A 15,820-nucleotide genomic window follows, 5' to 3' on the forward strand; every position below is an offset into this window, starting at 1 on the left:
CCGGCAGGGCTAGCCTCAGGGGCATGCTGATCCGGCCTGCCGTCATCTCCGTGCTGGCACTGGTCGCGGCCGCCATCCTGGCGCTGCCGGCCCGCAGCATGGCTGCCGACAGACCAGCCGTCGACCTTGCCCTGCTGCTGGCGGTCGACATCTCCGGCAGCATCGATCCCGACGAGGCCCGGCTGCAGCGCGAGGGCTATGCGCGGGCGATTGCCGATCCGGCCGTGGTCAAGGCGATCACCGGCGGCATCCACGGCCGCATCGCCATCGCCTATTTCGAATGGGCGGACAGCTACACCCAGACCCCGCTGCTGGACTGGACGCTGGTTGCCGACCAGGCCGGCGCCGATGCCGTGGCGCGGCGGCTGCTGGCGGTTCCGATCACCACGGCGCGGCGGACCAGCATCTCGGGCGCCATCCGGCATGCCATCCCGCGCTTTGCCGACCTACCCTTCGCGCCGCTGCGGCGGGTGCTCGACATCTCCGGCGACGGCCCCAACAACGATGGCGAACCGGTCGATCTCGCCCGCGATGCCGCGCTGGCCGCCGGCATCGCCATCAACGGCCTGCCGATCATGAACGGCCGGCCGAATACCTGGGGCTTTCCGGTGCTGCCCGATCTCGACCGCTATTACGAGGGCTGCGTGATCGGCGGCCCCGGCGCCTTCGTGGTGGTGGCGGAGGGCTTCGAGACCTTCGGCGTGGCGGTGCGCCGCAAGCTGATCCTGGAAATCGCCGCCACGCCGGCCTGGCCGCTGCCCCCGGCCGGCCCCCGGGTGATCCGCGCCCAGACTTCCGGCGGCTATGACAAGGGCTGCGACATCGGCGAGCGCCAGAGCCGGGAATTCTGGCGGCGGCGCTTCGACCAGTAGGGTGCGGGACCGCCGGGAGGCGACCGGCAGAACAGGGCCGGTAATTTCCCGATAATCTCCCGTCCCGGCCTTGGCCCTGCCCGGTTTTTGCCGTATTCCCGAGGAATAACCGAACCGGACAGACAACCGGCTCAGCCCGTATCCGATCCTTCTGGGAGTTCCCTGCCATGACTTCGCGCCCCGGTCCGTTCGACCGTGCCGATTTTCCCTTTGCCCTCCGCCTCGTCACCGAAGCCGCCGCACTGGCCGCCCATGGCTGGGTCGGCCGCAGCCAGAAGGAAGCCGGCGACGGCGCCGCCGTCGATGCCATGCGCCGGGCGCTGGGCGCGATCGGCATCAATGCCGTGGTGATGATCGGCGAGGGCGAGAAGGATCATGCCCCGCTGCTGTATCGCGGCGAGCGGATCGGCAGCGGTGAGCCGGAAATCGAGATCGCCGTCGATCCCATCGAGGGCACGACGAACATGGCGAACGGCACCGACAATTCGATGGCCGTCTTCGCGCTGGCGCCGCGCGGTGCCATGTTCGATCTCGGCCCCAGTTTCTACATGGACAAGCTGGTGCTGCCGGCGGCCGCGAAAGGCAGGGTCGATCCGGCATGGCCGGTGAAGAAACGGCTGGAGGCGCTGGCCGCAGCGCTGGGCAAGCCGGTTTCCGAACTGCGCATCTTCGTACTGAACCGCAAGCGCCACCACGCGATGATCCGCGAGATTCACGAAGCCGGCGCCCGCACCATGCTGCAGGAGAACGGCGATGTCGCCGGCGCCTTCATGGCCCTGCAGAAGGGCCAGCCGGTCGATGCGCTGTTCGGCACCGGCGGCTCGCCGGAAGGCGTGATCACCGCGATCTTCGCCAGGGCTATGGGCGGCGAGTTTTTCGGCCGCGTCGATCCGCAGGGCGACGAGGAAGCGAAGGCCGTGAAGGATTTCGGCCTCGATGCCGGCAGGTGGATGGCGGGCGCCGAGCTGGTGAAGAGCGACGACGCCGTCTTCGTCGCCACCGGCATCAACTCGGGTCCGGTCTGCCGCGGCGTTACCATCGAGAAGGGCATCGCCCGCCTGCACACGGTGATCCTGATGGCGAAGACCGGCGCCCGCTACGACCTGGTCAGCCACCTGCCGCAGGCCTGAGCGACGGCCGGCCGCCATGACCATGCAGAATGTTGCCATCGCGCCCTTCGAGGGCCAGAAGCCGGGCACCTCGGGCCTGCGCAAGAAGGTATCGGTATTCCGCCAGCCGGGCTATCTCGAAGCCTTCGTGCAGGCGGTGTTCGATACCCAGGCCGCGCTGCAGGGCGGCACCCTGGTGCTGGGCGGCGACGGCCGCTTCTACAACCGCGAGGCCATCGCCATCATCCTGCGCATGGCCGCCGCCAGCGGCGTCGCCCGCGTGCTGGTCGGCCGCGGCGGAATCCTGTCGACGCCGGCCGCCAGCGCGGTGATCCGCCGCCATGGCGCCCAGGGCGGCCTGGTGCTGTCGGCCAGCCACAATCCCGGCGGACCTGACGGCGATTTCGGCATCAAGTTCAACATTGCCAATGGCGGCCCGGCCCCCGAGGCCGTGACCGAAGCCATCTATGCCCGCACGCAGGTGATCGACGGCTACCGCATTGCCGGCGCGGCGGCCATCGATCTCGACCATGCCGGCCGGCAGCATGTCGGCGCCATGGCCGTGGACGTGATCGACCCGGTCGACGACTATGCCGCACTGCTGGAAACCCTGTTCGATTTCGATGCCATCGCGGCCCTGCTGAAGCGGCCGGATTTCCGGTTCCGCTTCGACGCCATGCATGCGGTGACCGGGCCTTACGCGCGCCGCCTGCTGGTCGACCGGCTGGGGGCGCCGGCTGCGTCGGTGGTCAATGCCGTGCCGCTGGAGGATTTCGGCGGCGGCCATCCGGACCCGAACCCGGTCTACGCGAAAGACCTCTACGATGCGGCGATGGCGGGCAGCCTCGATTTCGCCGCCGCTTCCGACGGCGACGGTGACCGCAACATGATTCTCGGCGCCGGCATCGCCGTCGGCCCGAGCGACAGCCTTGCCGTGCTGGCGGCCAATGCGGCGCTGGCCCCGGGCTACGCGAAAGGCATTGCCGGCATTGCCCGCTCGATGCCGACCAGCCGGGCGGCCGATGCGGTGGCGGCGCAGCTCGGCCTGCCCTGTTTCGAGACGCCCACGGGCTGGAAATTCTTCGGCAGCCTGCTGGATGCCGGCCGCATCACCCTCTGCGGCGAGGAAAGCTACGGCACGTCGTCCGACCATGTGCGCGAGAAGGACGGCCTGTGGGCGGTGCTGTTCTGGCTGAACATCCTCGCGCGGCAGCCCGGCCTGACGGTGCGTGACATCCTGCGCCGTCACTGGGCCCGCTTCGGCCGGCATTACTACAGCCGCCATGATTACGAGGCCGTCGATGCCGGCCAGGCGAAAACGGCGCTGGACGCCCTGCGCGCCGCACTGCCCGCCCTGCCCGGCCGCAGGATCGCCGGCCTTGCGGTGACCGAGGCCGACGATTTCGCCTATCGCGACCCGGTCGACGGCAGCGAGAGCCGCGGCCAGGGCCTGCGCGTCATTTTCGGCAGCCAGGCCCGGCTGGTCGCCCGCCTGTCGGGCACCGGCACCGAGGGCGCCACGGTGCGGCTGTATTTCGAACTGTTCGAAGACGATCCGGCGCGCCAGGATGACGACGTGCAGGCCCGCCTGCAGCCGCTGTTCGACGCCGCCGAGACACTGACCGGCCTGCGCCGGATCACTGGCCGCAGCGGCCCGGATGTGGTCACCTGAACCGGATGCGCCGCGAGACCGCCATGATGGAGCCGCCCGCCCTGCCGATCGACCAGACCGCCGCCTGGCGCGCGCTGGCATCGCATGCCAGTGCCGTGCGCCAGCGCCACCTGCGCGACCTGTTCGCGGCCGATGCCCGGCGGTTCGAGCGGTTTTCCTTCCGCTGCGGCGAGCTGCTGCTGGACCTGTCGCGCCAGCGGCTGGAAGACGAAACCCTGCGCCTGCTGCTGGACCTGGCCGGCGAAGCCGACCTGCCGCGCTGGCGCGACCGCATGCTGGCCGGCGAGAAGATCAACCTGACCGAAAACCGCGCCGCGCTGCATACCGCCCTGCGCCTGCCGGAAAACCGCAGCCTGGTGGTCGATGGCGAGGATGTGGTACCGGCCGTGCATCGCGAACTGCATCGCATGGCCGTGATGGTCGACGCGATCCGCAGCGGCAACTGGACCGGCGCCACCGGCGAACGGTTCCGCCATGTCATCGCCATCGGCATCGGCGGTTCCGATCTGGGCCCGCGCATGGCGGTCGAGGCGCTGGCGCCCTATCGCGAACCGGGCCTCGACATCCATTTCGTCAGCAATGTCGATGGCGCCGACATCGCCCGCGCCACCGCGCAATGCGATGCCGCCGCCACCCTGGTGATCGTCGCCTCCAAGACCTTCACCACCCAGGAAACCATGACCAACGCCGCCACCGCCCGCGACTGGCTGCGCGGCGCGCTGGGCGGCGCCGCGGCCGGCTGGGCACGGCATTTCATCGGCATCTCCGCCAATCCGCAGGTACCCGGCGGCTTCGGCATTCCGCCCGAACGGGTGCTGGTCTTCTGGGACTGGGTCGGCGGCCGCTATTCGCTGTGGTCGGCGATCGGCCTGCCGATCGCGCTCGGCATCGGCATGCCGCGCTTCCGCGACCTGCTGGCCGGCGGCCATGCCATGGACGAACATTTCGCCACGGCGCCGGCGGCGGAGAATCTGCCGCTGCTGATGGGCCTGGCCGGCATCTGGAATGTCAATTTCCTCGGCCATGACACGCTGGCCGTGCTGCCCTACGACCAGGGCCTGTCGCGACTGGCCGCCTATCTGCAGCAGGCCGACATGGAGAGCAACGGCAAGGGCGTCGATCGCTGGGGGCGGCCGCTGGGCTATGCCACCGGCCCGGTGGTGTTCGGCGAGCCCGGCACCAACGGCCAGCATGCCTTCTACCAGCTGCTGCACCAGGGTCCGCGGCCGGTACCGGCCGACTTCATCGTGCCGCTGGGCAGCCATTACAAGCTGGACCGCCACCACGACATCCTGCTGGCCAATGCACTGGCCCAGGCCGAGGCGCTGATGTGCGGCCGCAGCCGCGAACAGGCCGAGGCCGAGATGCTCGCCGCCGGCAAAAGCCCGGCCGAAGCGGCGGCGCTGGCGCCGCACCGGGCCTTCGGCGGCAACCGCCCGAGCACCACCATCCTGCTGCCGCGGCTGGACCCGTTCCATTTTGGCATGCTGATCGCCCTCTACGAACACAGGATTTTCGTGCAGGGCTGCATCTGGGGCATCAACTCCTTCGACCAGTGGGGAGTCGAACTGGGCAAGCAGCTGGCCGGGCCGATCCTTGAGGAGTTGACCGGCGCCGATATCCGGCATCATCATGATGCCGCGACCGCCGCCCTGATCGCCCTGGCAAAGGGGCGCAGCCGCAGCTGAGAGGCTGACCCACCCAAACCGGCGAACCGCGATCGGCGGCCATGAGCGAGATCCAGAAGAAGGCCGGAACCGGCGGCGGCGAAGCCGCCATTCGCCAGGGCATGCGCGAAATCGATTTCGTGCTGAATTCCTGCTGGCGGCTGGGCAAGACCATCGTTGCCGGCTGGGCCCACCAGGGCAACCGGATCAGCTTCTGCTTTTCGGAATCCTATAATGTGCTGGGCCAGGCCGATGCCCTGCCGCGGCTGATCCGCGGCAAGCGCCTGATGGGCCCGCGCACCTTCGCCGAAGCCTGCAAGCTGCTGCGCGCCCGGCCGATGGAAATGGAAGTGCCCTTCACCATCGGCAGCGGCCGCGGCGAGGTCAGCCCGCTGATGGTCGAGAACCTGGTGCGGCGCTATGCGGTGGCCGCCACCGCCGCCCGCGCCGTGATCCTGTTCGATATCGTCGGTTTTTCCAAGCACACGCCGCTGGAACAGGTGGCGCAGCTCAGCTCGCTGGAATACAGCATCAACAGCGCGGTCAAGCGGCTGAACCAGATCGGCCTGCGCACCGAGCTGGCGCGGTCGACGGTCGGCGACGGCTTCTATGTCTGGAACCGCGCCAAGGGACTGGAAGCCGATATCCGCACCTGGCTGGCCCTGACCCTGATCCTGGCCGACAACGCGCTGGCGCGCCAGAAGGGCGATCCGCGGCTGGTGCCGAGCCTGCGCGCCGCCTTCGCGGTCGGCGGGCATTTCTCGTATCACCAGGTCGAGGGCAACAGTCCGCGCGGGTTCGAATACATCGTCGGCGACGTCACCATCACGCTGGCCCGCATCATCGCCAAGGCGCTGGAAGGCCAGCTGCTGGTCGGGCTGTTCCGCCGCAGCACCGGCAGCGCCAATGCCCGCGAGGCCGAGATCGACACCCTGGGTTTCCTGACGCTGGCGGAACGCGCGGCGGCCAGGTTCAGCGAGCTGGAAATCGGCCACCAGCAGATCATCGCCATGCGCACCGCCGTCACCTCGCCGCCGGAAGCCGGCCGCAGCGGCAGCACCGTCTACCGCATCGGCGACAAGCACGGCTATACGCACCAGGCCTTCAATGTGCGCGTGCTGTTCGATCGCGAGAATGCCGAGACGCTGGCGCTGGGCCGTCCGGCTACTGGGCTGGCCGGCTTCGCTGCCGAGCCCGCGGCCTACCTGATGCGCAATCCGCAGGCGACGCGCTGAAGCGGTTCAGGCCTTGCGGCCGTCGAGCCCGGTGGCATTCCCGAGATCGCAGTCCTCCAGCGACACGCCGTCCAGCCGCGCCTCGAGCAGATCGGCGTCGCGCAGGTTGGCATGGCGGAGCCGGGCGCCGCGCAGGTCGGCATGGCGCAGCTGCGCGCCTTCGAGATTGGCCGGGAACCTGCGGTCGGCGCTGATCACCAGCGGCCCGAGATCGGCATTGCGCAGATCGGCATAGGCGAGCCGGGCGCCGGCGAGATTGACGCCGCGCAGATCGGCCCCCTGCAGCCGGGCACTGCGCAGGTCGGCCCCCGACAGCTTGGCGCCCTGCAGCAGCGCGCCTTCCATGTTGAGCCCGTAGAAGACGGCCCGGTTGGCGACCAGGCCGACCAGCAGTGCCTTGTAGAGGCTGCCGATCTGGCGCAGGTCGAAGCCGCTGAAATCCGCCAGCCTGCCCTCGGCGCCGCCGGAATTGACCCACTGGCCATGCTGGCGCAGGGCCTCCTCGGGCGGCATGCCCAGTTCGTCGAGCGGCTTGCCGGCCGGCTTGTCGCCCAGCAGGCCGGCGGTATCGGCACCCGACATGTCGGTCTGCACCAGCTTGGCGCCGGTCAGCACCGCATTGGTCAGCGCCGCGCCCTTCAGGCTGGCGCCGGAGAGATCGGCGCCGGAAAGATTGGCATTGGTCAGGTTGGCATTGGAGAGATTGGCACGCACCAGATTGCAGCCGACCATGATCGCATCGGTGAAATCCGTGTGATGCGCCATGGCGCCGCTCATCTTGGCGCTGGACAGGTTGGCGCCCTTCATCTGCGCGCCTTCCATCTCGGCCGGCCCGGGGTCGTATTTCACCGCCACGATGTTCCCGTGGCGGTCGCGTTCGGCGATCATGCCGTCGCGCAGGTCGGCATCGAACAGATTGGCATGGGTCAGGTTGGCCCCCTGCAGCAGGGCGCCGCGCAGATCGGCCCGCACCAGGCTGGCACCGATCAGGTTGGCGCCGCGCAGGTCGACACCGAACAGGACGGCACGGTCGAGATTACAGCCGCCGAGATTGGCGCCATTGAGCACTGCCCCGGTGAAATCGGCGTCGCTGAGATCGGCGCCGATGAAGGCCATGCCGGTCAGGTCGGTGAAGGCGAAACTGGCGCGACGGCCGCCCATCACGCCGTTGCGGTAATCCTGGTGCAGCTTGACCGCCTGCGCGACCGCCTGCTGGCTCAGCTTGCGCCGGCCCGCGGAGATGCTGCCCGCCTCGCCCGCATTGCCCATCTGCCGTTCCGCGCCGCCGTCAGTCCGGCATCTTCTCGATGGCGGCAAGGCCATCCTTCATCAGCTTGCCCGCGGCCTGGCTGCCACCGACCAGTTCCAGCATGCGCACCGCGCCGTAAAGCTGCTGCTTGACGGCATCCTTGCCCAGCGCATTCATCTTGCCGGCTTTGATATCGGCGACCAGGCCGCCGCCGCCCTGCTCGATCTGCTGGCCCAGCGTCTTCAGCGTCAGGCCGACCGCCTTGTCGGCACCGATCCCCTGGGCCACCCGTGCGACCTTCTGGATGGCGAAAACACGGGTTTCCGCCTGCAGCTTGGCCTCGAAGGCCGCATCCTTGGCCGCCTTGGCATCGACGGCGCCATCCGGCGCCTGCAGGGCGGGCAGCACCGTGTCGCCGGCGGAATCCAGCATGCCGGTCTTCACCACCTCGTGCAGCCGGCTGCGGGCGACATCCATCTCGGGCTGCGGCCCGTCGGCCATCCCGTCGGCCTCCATGCGGCCGACCAGGCGCACGAAATCCTCGACCATGCCGGCGACATTGATGTCGGGCACCTTGGCCGCGTCGACACGGCCCAGCGACTTGAAGAACCGCTTGCTGTCACCGGCCAGCATGCGGCGGGCATACTGGCCCGGCGTCAGCCCGTCGAAGCCGGTTGGCGCATCGGCCATGCCGTCGCAGACCGGCAGCAGCTGGAAGCCGTCGGTCATGCGGGCGATGGTGAAGGCGATCACATAGCCGGGCAGCCCGGCGCCGCTGGCGCTGACCGCCGCGAAGGCCTCCTTGACCGCCTCGACCTGCTCGTCGAGCATCTTGCCGACCGGTTTCGGCGACAGTTCCTCGCGCAGCTTTTCCAGCGGGGCGGCGATTTCCAGCATGCCGGTCATGTCGGCAAGATCGGCCAGCGCCGCCTCTCCGCCCAGCTTTTCGGCCAGGTCGGCGCGGAAGGCGGCATCGCTGTCCGCGCGGCTGATATCCTCGCGCAGCCGGCGGGCGGCGATCGACCACAGGGTGGCGCCCAGCTTCGGAATGCGCGGATCGGCCACCGCGCCAATGCTCGGCGCGGCTTCGCTGCGCAGGGTCGCCTCCAGCTGCTTCACCGATGCGGCATCCAGGGAATGCACGACGTAATCCCAGCAGGGCGCCAGCGAGGCGCGCGAGATGCGGCCGAACTGCTTTTCCTGGTCCTCCGGGATCACCAGCAGATCCTCGAAGGGATGGCAGAAGATGCGCTGCAGCGTCAGGTGGCGCGGCGGCCGGGTGCGCACCAGGCGCGGCCGCAGGGTGCCGAGCGCCGCATCGGCCATTGCCGCCGACAGTACGACGGCGCGCGAACGCTCGATCAGCAGGGTCAGCTGCGCGACCTTCTCGTCGGGAATCTCGAACAGCTTGCGTTCGATATCGCGCAGTTCGGAAGCAAGATCGGTCATAAGTGCCTTCGCTTGATCGTTTCGACGCGATGGACCATTTCGATATCCAGGGCGCCGGAATTCCATCCCTCAAGCGCCCGGACCTGCATCTTGGTACTCTCCTGCATGGCCTGCAGATTCGGGCGGTTGGCCGCTTCTTTTTCCGGAATCATGGGGAGAATACGGTAAATTTCCGTTACCGCCGACCGCTGGGTATCGCGATCCTGCCGTTCGGCATCGTGCCACAGCAGGATGATGAACTCCCAGCCATCGACCGTCCACCACAGGCGCTCGATATCCTTGCGGATATTGGCCTCGGCCTTGTCCCAGTTGGCCAGCACCCGTTCGGCATGCTCGACCGGCCGGCCGACCAGCACCGCCTGGTCGCGGGCGAATTCCTCGGTGAAGCGGGCCACCCGGGCCACCACCCGGGCCAGATCCGAGGCCTCGGATTTGTCCGTATCCGCCCAAAGTTCCAGCATGCTGGCCAGATTGGAAATGCCGCTGATCAGGCGGCGCAGCCGGCAGTCCCGCGGCATGCCGGGAATGCCGAGCTGGGCAATCAGTCCGCCCCAGTTCTCCAGCCGTCGGTAAAGTTCGTTGCTGGAGGTGTGCAGCCGCTGGGCGATGTCGCCCAGCCCGCTCTTGATCTTGTCGCGCCCGGCCTCGGTGGTCAGGTCGGAGACCCGCAGGTCCATCCTGCCGCCCGACATCTTCTCGATCGCGGCCTTGAACAGGAAAAAGCTGGTCAGCAGCTTTTCATCCTCGTCGTCGGACAGCGCCTCCTCGGCCATGCGCTGGGCCTCCGGCCCGGCCAGGCCCGTCTTCGCGGTTTCCAGCGTGGCGCGACGCACATCCGGCGGCAGGCAGGAATTGCCGCTGTGGATCGCATCCTGCAGGGCGCGGTCGTGCATGGTCAGCGAAAAGATGTCGGGCACGTCCTTCCAGCGGATGACGTAATTGCCCTTCACGCCGGAAAAGGCGGAGACGGTCAGTTCCAGCTGCTCGCGGCTGTCCTGGCGGATGCGCGCCTGGCTCAGGGCCGGCGTGGTGAAGGCGACGGCCGTGCCGCGCTCCTCGAACTTGGTGGGCTGGAATTGCTGCCCGGCTCCCCTCGGAAAATTCATCCCCCACGCCCAACGGTAGAATTGAAATTCACCGACCCTACTTAACCACAAGGCGGGCCCGGCGCAAATGACCCACAGCCTCAGTCCAGCCAAACCCGGGATTTTTCCACCACCCGGATGGTCTCCGCCCAGGTTTCCAGCCGGTGCAGCTCGTCCGGCGCCACCCAGGCGACGGCGGCGGCATCATCACCGGCCACCGCCTCGCCCGCCACCCAGCGGGCGGCATAGTCGATGATGGTGTAATGATACTGGATATCACCGCCGGCATCGCGGCGGACGGAATCGATCACCTCCACCAGGCCCAGCAGCTCGATCTCGACCCCGGTTTCCTCGGCAATCTCCCGGCGGATTCCATCCGCGACCGTCTCGCCCAGCTGCTGCAGCCCGCCGGGCAGGCTCCAGATTCCCTCGCCCGGCGGCCGGCCGCGCCGGACCATCAGCACACGCCCGTCCTTCCAGACGATGGCGCCCAGCCCGACCAGCGGTTGTGCCGGATATTCCCGCGTCATCGAGGACCCTGTCGGCCGGAGCGCCGCCGCCGGGCGCCGGCCTATTCGGCGGCCAGCGCGGAGGCGCCGTTCAGCAGGTCCCACACCTTCTGCGGCGTGGCCGGCATGTCGACATGGGTGATGCCGGCCGGGGCCAGGGCATCGACCAGCGCATTCATCGTCGCCGGGGCCGAACCGACGGCGCCCGCCTCGCCGGCACCCTTGACGCCGAGCGGGTTGGTCTTGCAGGGCACCTCGCAGAGGATCACCTCGATCTCGGGGAAATTGTCGGCGCGCGGCATGCAGTAATCGGTGAAGGTGCCGGTCAGCAGCTGGCCGTCGTCGTCATAGACCACGCTTTCATACAGCGCCTGGCCGATGCCCTGCACCACGCCGCCATGGATCTGGCCCTTGACGATGGTGGGGTTGATCACCCGGCCCATGTCATCGGCCACCACGTAGCGCACCACCTGGGTGATGCCGGTGGCCGGATCGACCTCGACTTCGCAGGCATGGCAGCCATTGGGGAAGGTGATCGCCTGCACCTGCCAGTCGGCGGCGGTATCCAGCGACGCATCGCGCTTACGGGCCTCAGCCGCCACGTCCATGATGCCGGCGCTGCGGTCGGTGCCGGCCACCGTGAAGCGCCCGGCGGCGAATTCGATGTCGCCCTGGGCGGTTTCCAGCATGTCGGCGGCCACCGCCTTGCCCTTCTCGATCACGGCATCCTTCGCCTTCAGGATGGCGCCGCCCTCGGAATACAGCGAGCGGGCGCCGCCGGTGCCGCCGCCGGTGGGAATGGCGTCGCTGTCGCCCTGCAGGATGCGGACGCGGTCGAAATCGACGCCGAGCTGTTCGGCGACGATCTGGGTATAGGCGGTTTCATGGCCCTGGCCGGTCGACTGGGTGCCGACATAGACCTCGACCCAGCCGTCTTCGGTGAACCGGATCTCGGCACGCTCGGTCGGCGCACCGCCGGTGGCCTCCAGATAATAGGCCATGCCGATGCCACGCAGCCGGCCGTGCGCCTTCGCCTCGGCGCGGCGGGCCTCGAAACCGGCCCAGTCGATCGCCTTCAGCGCGGTATCGGCGGTGTTCTCGAATTCGCCCGAGTCATAGGTCAGGCCCATGGCGCTGGTCCACGGGAAGGCGGAAACGGGGATGTAGTTCTGCCGGCGCAGCTGGGCGCGGTCGATGCCCAGCTCGCGCGCCGCCTGGTCGATCAGGCGTTCCATGATGTAATTCGATTCCGGCCGGCCGGCACCGCGATAGGCATCCACCGGCACGGTATTGGTGAATACGCCCTCGACACGGGCATGCACCGCCTGGAAGCGGTAGACCGAGGACAGCACCTTGGTGCCGGCCATGGTCGGGATCATCGGCGCATAGGTCGACAGATAGGCGCCCATGTCGGCGATGTTGTGGGTGCGCAGGGCAAGGAAGTTGTTGTCCTTGTCCAGCGCCAGCTCGGCATGGGTCAGGTTGGCGCGGCCATGGGTGTCGGCAAGGAAAGCTTCGGCACGGTCGGATGTCCATTTCACCGGCCGGCCCAGCGCCCGCGCGGCAAACATGGTCATCACCTGTTCGGGATAGATGAAGATCTTCATGCCGAAACCGCCGCCGACGTCGTTGGTGACGACATGGATGGCGGCTTCCTCGACGCCGAGGATCTTCGACAGCAGTTTCTTCTGCACCCAGACGCCCTGGGTCGGCACATAGAGGGTGAAGCGGCCGCCGGCCGCATCGTAGGCGGCCAGCGAGACGCGGGCCTCCATCGAGGCAACGATGATGCGGTTGTTCTCGATGGTCGTCTTCACGACCTTCGCCGCCTGGGCGAACAGCGCGTCGGTCTTTGCCTTGTCGCCGACCTCCCAGTCGAAGACGCGGTTGTTCGGTGCCTCGGGCCAGATCTGCGGCTGGCCCGCCTCCATGGCGGTGGCGAGACGGGCCGCGGCCGGCAGCGGATCGTAATCCACCTCGATCAGCTCGACCGCGTCACGCGCCTGGGCGGCGGTTTCGGCAACGACGAAGGCGACCGGGTCGCCGACATGGCGCACCATGCCGTCGGCCAGGGCCGGGCGCGGCGGATCGGCCCGCAGGGAACCGTCGCGGTTCTTCAGCGGGATGGTGCAGGGCAGGCTGCCGATGCCGGCCGCCTTCAGGTCGGCCACGGTATAGACCGCCAGCACGCCCGGCGCCGCCTTGGCCGCCGCGGTGTCGATCGCCGCGATCCTGGCATGGGCATGCGGCGAGCGCAGCATCATGCCGATGGCCTGGCCGGGCAGGGCGATGTCGTCGGTATAGCGGCCCTGGCCGGTGATGAAACGCTGGTCTTCCACACGGCGAACCGGCTGGCTCTGGCCGAACTTGGTCATCGGGGCATCCTTTCGGGGGGCAGGCTGTGCGGCCGGGGGCCGGGAGGTCTTTGCGGAAATGATAGGGAGTCCCCCTGCCCTTTTTCAACCCGCTGATGGCCCCGGATTGCCGGGATGCAATCGGCCGGCCGGGTCAGGGGCCATAGGCCCGCAGCGAACGGTAGCTCCAGAAGGGCAGCGCGCCCATCAGCACGCAGAAGCCGGAAAACAGGAAAACCGCGGTATAGCCACCGGTCCAGTCATGCAGGGTGGCGCCGATATAGGTGCCGACCGACACCCCGACCCCGGCCCCGACCATGATGGTGCCGAAAATGATGCCGAAGCGCCGGCCCTGGAAGATGCGGGCCGCCGTTGCCCCCACCATCGGGCCGCGCGCCCCGAAGGACAGGCCGACCAGCAGCACGAACAGCCACAGCAGGATATCGGTCTGGAATGCCTTCAGGGCCCAGAGCGAGGCCAGCCCGGCCAGGCTGAAGGCATAGGACAGGGCCGCCGAGGCATGGCGGCCGATGCGGCCATCGGCCCAGGCGAAGCCGACGATGCCGACCGGCGTCAGCACCCCGATCAGGCCGTAGATCGAGGCCGCCTGCAGCGGCGCATAGCCCAGTTCCACCAGATAGGCCACCGCCTGCACCATCACCGAGAACATGCCGGCAGACGTGAAGAAGAACACCGAGGCCAGACCCCAGAAGGCGGTGTTGCGCATGGCGGCACCCAGCGTCCAGTCCGGCCCGTCCGCGGCCACCGCCCCGTCGGCACCGGTCCGCCGCGGCAGGACGATGCGGCCGGCCTGCGCCTCCGGCCAGCGCACCAGCAGCAGCAGCGGCACCGCGCAGAGCGCCAGCACCGCCAGCACCCGGTAGGCCACCCGCCAGTCCCAGGTCTCGATCACATACTGCGCCAGCGGCACCAGCAGCAGCGAGCCGATGCCGAGTGCGGCATAGACCACGCTCATCGCCCGCGACAGCCTGGCCCCCTCGAACCAGCGCGCCAGCAGGGCCGAATGCGGCGCATTGCCCAGCGAGGCCGAGGCGCCGCCGACGCCAAGGCCGATGAACAGGTAAAGCTGCCACAATTCGACCGCGAAGGACGCGAAGGCCAGGCCGCCGACCAGCAGCACGAGGCCGCCGATATACAGGCGCAGCGGCCCGAAGCGGTCGAAACAATAGCCGGCCAGCGGCGCCGAACAGCCGCTGACCAGCATCTGCAGCGAATAGGTGGCCGCCACCTCGGCGCGGTCGGCGCCGAAATGGTCGGTCAGCGGCAGCAGGAAGGTGGCGAAGGTCTCGCCGCTGCCGCGCGCCAGCGCATTGAAGGTGAAGCAGAGGCCGACCAGGAGGATCGCGATGCGCGTCTGCGGCCGACTGGCACCTTCGTCCGGCATCGGGTCAGGCCTCCGTGCCGGCTTCGGCCTGCTTCAGCATCTGCCGCGCGATGACGATCTGCTGTATCTGGCTGGTGCCCTCGTAAAGGCGGAACAGCCGGACATCGCGGTAGAACCGCTCGACGGCGAAATCCTGGATATAGCCGGAACCGCCATGGATCTGCACCGCGCGGTCGGCGACGCGGCCAACCATCTCGGAGGCGAAATACTTGCAGCAGGAGGCTTCCATGGCGACCGTCTCGCCGGCGCTGTAGCGGCGGGCGGCGTCGCGGATCATGCAGCGCGCCGCATAGGCCTCGGCCCGGCAATCGGCCAGCATGGCCTGCACCAGCTGGAATTCGGCGATCGGCTGGCCGAACTGCCTGCGGTCGCGGGCATAGCTGACGGCCTCGTGGATCAGCCGCTCGGCGGCGCCGACGCACATCGCCGAGATATGCAGCCGACCGCGGTCGAGCACCTTCATCGCCGTCTTGAAGCCCTGGCCCTCGCGGCCGCCGATGATATTCGCCGCAGGCACTTTCGCGTTGTCGAAGATCACGTCGGCGGTATGCGAGCCGCGCTGGCCCATTTTACGGTCATGCCTGCCGATGGTGATGCCCGGCGTGTTCGCCTCGACGATGAAAGCCGTGACGCCGCCGGCGCCCTTGTTGGCCGGGTCGGTGCGTGCCATCAGCGTGAAGATGCCGGCATGGGGCGCGTTGGTGATGAAGCGCTTGGTGCCGTTGATGACGTAGTGGTCGCCCTGGCGCTCGGCGCGGGTCCTGACGCTGGCGGCATCCGATCCGGCTTCCGGTTCGGTCAGCGCGAAGCTGGCGATCACCTCGCCGCTGGCCAGTTTCGGCAGCCAGGCCTGCTTCTGCTCCGGCGTGCCGTCGATCAGGATGCCCTGGCTGCCGATGCCGACATTGGTGCCGAACATGCTGCGGAAGGCCGGCGAGGTCCAGCCGAGCTCGAAAACCAGCTCCACTTCCTCGGCGAGCGTGAGGCCGAGCCCGCCATATTCCTCGGGGATCGACAGGCCGAACAGGCCCATCCCGGCAAACTCGGCGCGGATTTCGTCGGGGATGCGGTCTTCCTCGGCAACTTGCTGTTCGAGGGGTACCAGCCGTTCGCGCACATAGCGGCGCAGGGTCTGGCGGGTCTGCTCAAGCGTTTCCTGGTCCATTGTGGCTTTTCACTCTTCCGAACTTGGTCTGCGCAAAGATTGGCACAAG

Annotated in this window: 12 protein-coding genes; 5 read left to right on the plus strand and 7 right to left on the minus strand. The window is 68.5% G+C overall.

Annotated elements, in window-relative coordinates; translation table 11 throughout:
* Positions 1–23: 23 nt before the first annotated feature.
* The 5 genes from ACEQZY_RS17020 (at position 24) to ACEQZY_RS17040 (ending at position 6,555) form a co-directional block, all read left to right on the plus strand.
* On the plus strand, positions 24–872 hold the full coding sequence (locus tag ACEQZY_RS17020) for a DUF1194 domain-containing protein (protein WP_341702654.1): 849 nt from the start codon (positions 24–26) through the stop codon (positions 870–872).
* A gap of 167 nt (positions 873–1,039) precedes the next feature.
* Entirely contained in the window at positions 1,040–2,002 is a 963-nt protein-coding gene (gene glpX / locus ACEQZY_RS17025) for a class II fructose-bisphosphatase (protein ID WP_341702655.1), read from the plus strand.
* A gap of 16 nt (positions 2,003–2,018) precedes the next feature.
* Positions 2,019–3,653 (plus strand): alpha-D-glucose phosphate-specific phosphoglucomutase, encoded by a 1,635-nt coding sequence (locus ACEQZY_RS17030; protein WP_341702656.1) that lies wholly within the window; start codon positions 2,019–2,021, stop codon positions 3,651–3,653.
* Positions 3,654–3,676: 23 nt separating this feature from the next.
* Positions 3,677–5,341: a glucose-6-phosphate isomerase gene (gene pgi / locus ACEQZY_RS17035; RefSeq protein WP_370156025.1), complete on the plus strand. Its 1,665-nt coding sequence runs from the start codon at positions 3,677–3,679 to the stop codon at positions 5,339–5,341.
* A 41-nt stretch (positions 5,342–5,382) separates the two neighbouring features.
* Positions 5,383–6,555, plus strand: coding sequence for a hypothetical protein (locus ACEQZY_RS17040; RefSeq protein WP_341702657.1), 1,173 nt, complete (start codon positions 5,383–5,385; stop codon positions 6,553–6,555).
* A 6-nt stretch (positions 6,556–6,561) separates the two neighbouring features.
* Here the strand turns inward: ACEQZY_RS17040 and ACEQZY_RS17045 are convergent, their stop codons facing one another.
* From ACEQZY_RS17045 to ACEQZY_RS17075, 7 genes are all read right to left on the minus strand, one after another.
* Positions 6,562–7,824 (minus strand): pentapeptide repeat-containing protein, encoded by a 1,263-nt coding sequence (locus ACEQZY_RS17045; RefSeq protein WP_370156027.1) that lies wholly within the window; start codon positions 7,822–7,824, stop codon positions 6,562–6,564.
* A 19-nt stretch (positions 7,825–7,843) separates the two neighbouring features.
* The gene (locus ACEQZY_RS17050) at positions 7,844–9,253 is read right to left on the minus strand and encodes a hypothetical protein (RefSeq protein WP_341702659.1); all 1,410 of its coding nucleotides are present in this window, start codon (positions 9,251–9,253) and stop codon (positions 7,844–7,846) included.
* Entirely contained in the window at positions 9,250–10,359 is a 1,110-nt protein-coding gene (locus tag ACEQZY_RS17055) for a hypothetical protein (RefSeq protein WP_341702660.1), read from the minus strand. The genes ACEQZY_RS17050 and ACEQZY_RS17055 overlap by 4 nt, the downstream gene beginning before the upstream one ends.
* An 80-nt stretch (positions 10,360–10,439) precedes the next feature.
* On the minus strand, positions 10,440–10,868 hold the full coding sequence (locus tag ACEQZY_RS17060; RefSeq protein ID WP_370156030.1) for an NUDIX hydrolase: 429 nt from the start codon (positions 10,866–10,868) through the stop codon (positions 10,440–10,442).
* 41 nt (positions 10,869–10,909) lie between these two features.
* Positions 10,910–13,222 (minus strand): xanthine dehydrogenase family protein molybdopterin-binding subunit, encoded by a 2,313-nt coding sequence (locus tag ACEQZY_RS17065; RefSeq protein ID WP_370156032.1) that lies wholly within the window; start codon positions 13,220–13,222, stop codon positions 10,910–10,912.
* 133 nt (positions 13,223–13,355) lie between these two features.
* Positions 13,356–14,606, minus strand: a complete 1,251-nt coding sequence (locus ACEQZY_RS17070; protein ID WP_341702663.1) for an MFS transporter — start codon at positions 14,604–14,606, stop codon at positions 13,356–13,358.
* 4 nt (positions 14,607–14,610) lie between these two features.
* Entirely contained in the window at positions 14,611–15,771 is a 1,161-nt protein-coding gene (locus ACEQZY_RS17075) for an acyl-CoA dehydrogenase family protein (protein ID WP_370156034.1), read from the minus strand.
* Positions 15,772–15,820: the final 49 nt, after the last annotated feature.

The sequence above is a fragment of the Ferrovibrio sp. genome (assembly GCF_964218355.1).
In the GTDB taxonomy this organism is placed as follows: domain Bacteria; phylum Pseudomonadota; class Alphaproteobacteria; order Ferrovibrionales; family Ferrovibrionaceae; genus Ferrovibrio.

What these genes read in the sequence shown, in the direction of transcription:
- ACEQZY_RS17030 (WP_341702656.1), top strand. Translation starts at nt 2,019, where the DNA reads ATGACCATGCAGAATGTTGCCATCGCGCCCTTCGAGGGCCAGAAGCCG.
- ACEQZY_RS17065 (WP_370156032.1), bottom strand. Translation starts at nt 13,222, where the DNA reads ATGACCAAGTTCGGCCAGAGCCAGCCGGTTCGCCGTGTGGAAGACCAG.
- ACEQZY_RS17045 (WP_370156027.1), bottom strand. Translation starts at nt 7,824, where the DNA reads ATGGGCAATGCGGGCGAGGCGGGCAGCATCTCCGCGGGCCGGCGCAAG.
- ACEQZY_RS17060 (WP_370156030.1), bottom strand. Translation starts at nt 10,868, where the DNA reads ATGACGCGGGAATATCCGGCACAACCGCTGGTCGGGCTGGGCGCCATC.
- ACEQZY_RS17055 (WP_341702660.1), bottom strand. Translation starts at nt 10,359, where the DNA reads ATGAATTTTCCGAGGGGAGCCGGGCAGCAATTCCAGCCCACCAAGTTC.
- ACEQZY_RS17070 (WP_341702663.1), bottom strand. Translation starts at nt 14,606, where the DNA reads ATGCCGGACGAAGGTGCCAGTCGGCCGCAGACGCGCATCGCGATCCTC.
- ACEQZY_RS17075 (WP_370156034.1), bottom strand. Translation starts at nt 15,771, where the DNA reads ATGGACCAGGAAACGCTTGAGCAGACCCGCCAGACCCTGCGCCGCTAT.
- glpX (WP_341702655.1), top strand. Translation starts at nt 1,040, where the DNA reads ATGACTTCGCGCCCCGGTCCGTTCGACCGTGCCGATTTTCCCTTTGCC.
- ACEQZY_RS17020 (WP_341702654.1), top strand. Translation starts at nt 24, where the DNA reads ATGCTGATCCGGCCTGCCGTCATCTCCGTGCTGGCACTGGTCGCGGCC.
- pgi (WP_370156025.1), top strand. Translation starts at nt 3,677, where the DNA reads ATGATGGAGCCGCCCGCCCTGCCGATCGACCAGACCGCCGCCTGGCGC.
- ACEQZY_RS17050 (WP_341702659.1), bottom strand. Translation starts at nt 9,253, where the DNA reads ATGACCGATCTTGCTTCCGAACTGCGCGATATCGAACGCAAGCTGTTC.
- ACEQZY_RS17040 (WP_341702657.1), top strand. Translation starts at nt 5,383, where the DNA reads ATGAGCGAGATCCAGAAGAAGGCCGGAACCGGCGGCGGCGAAGCCGCC.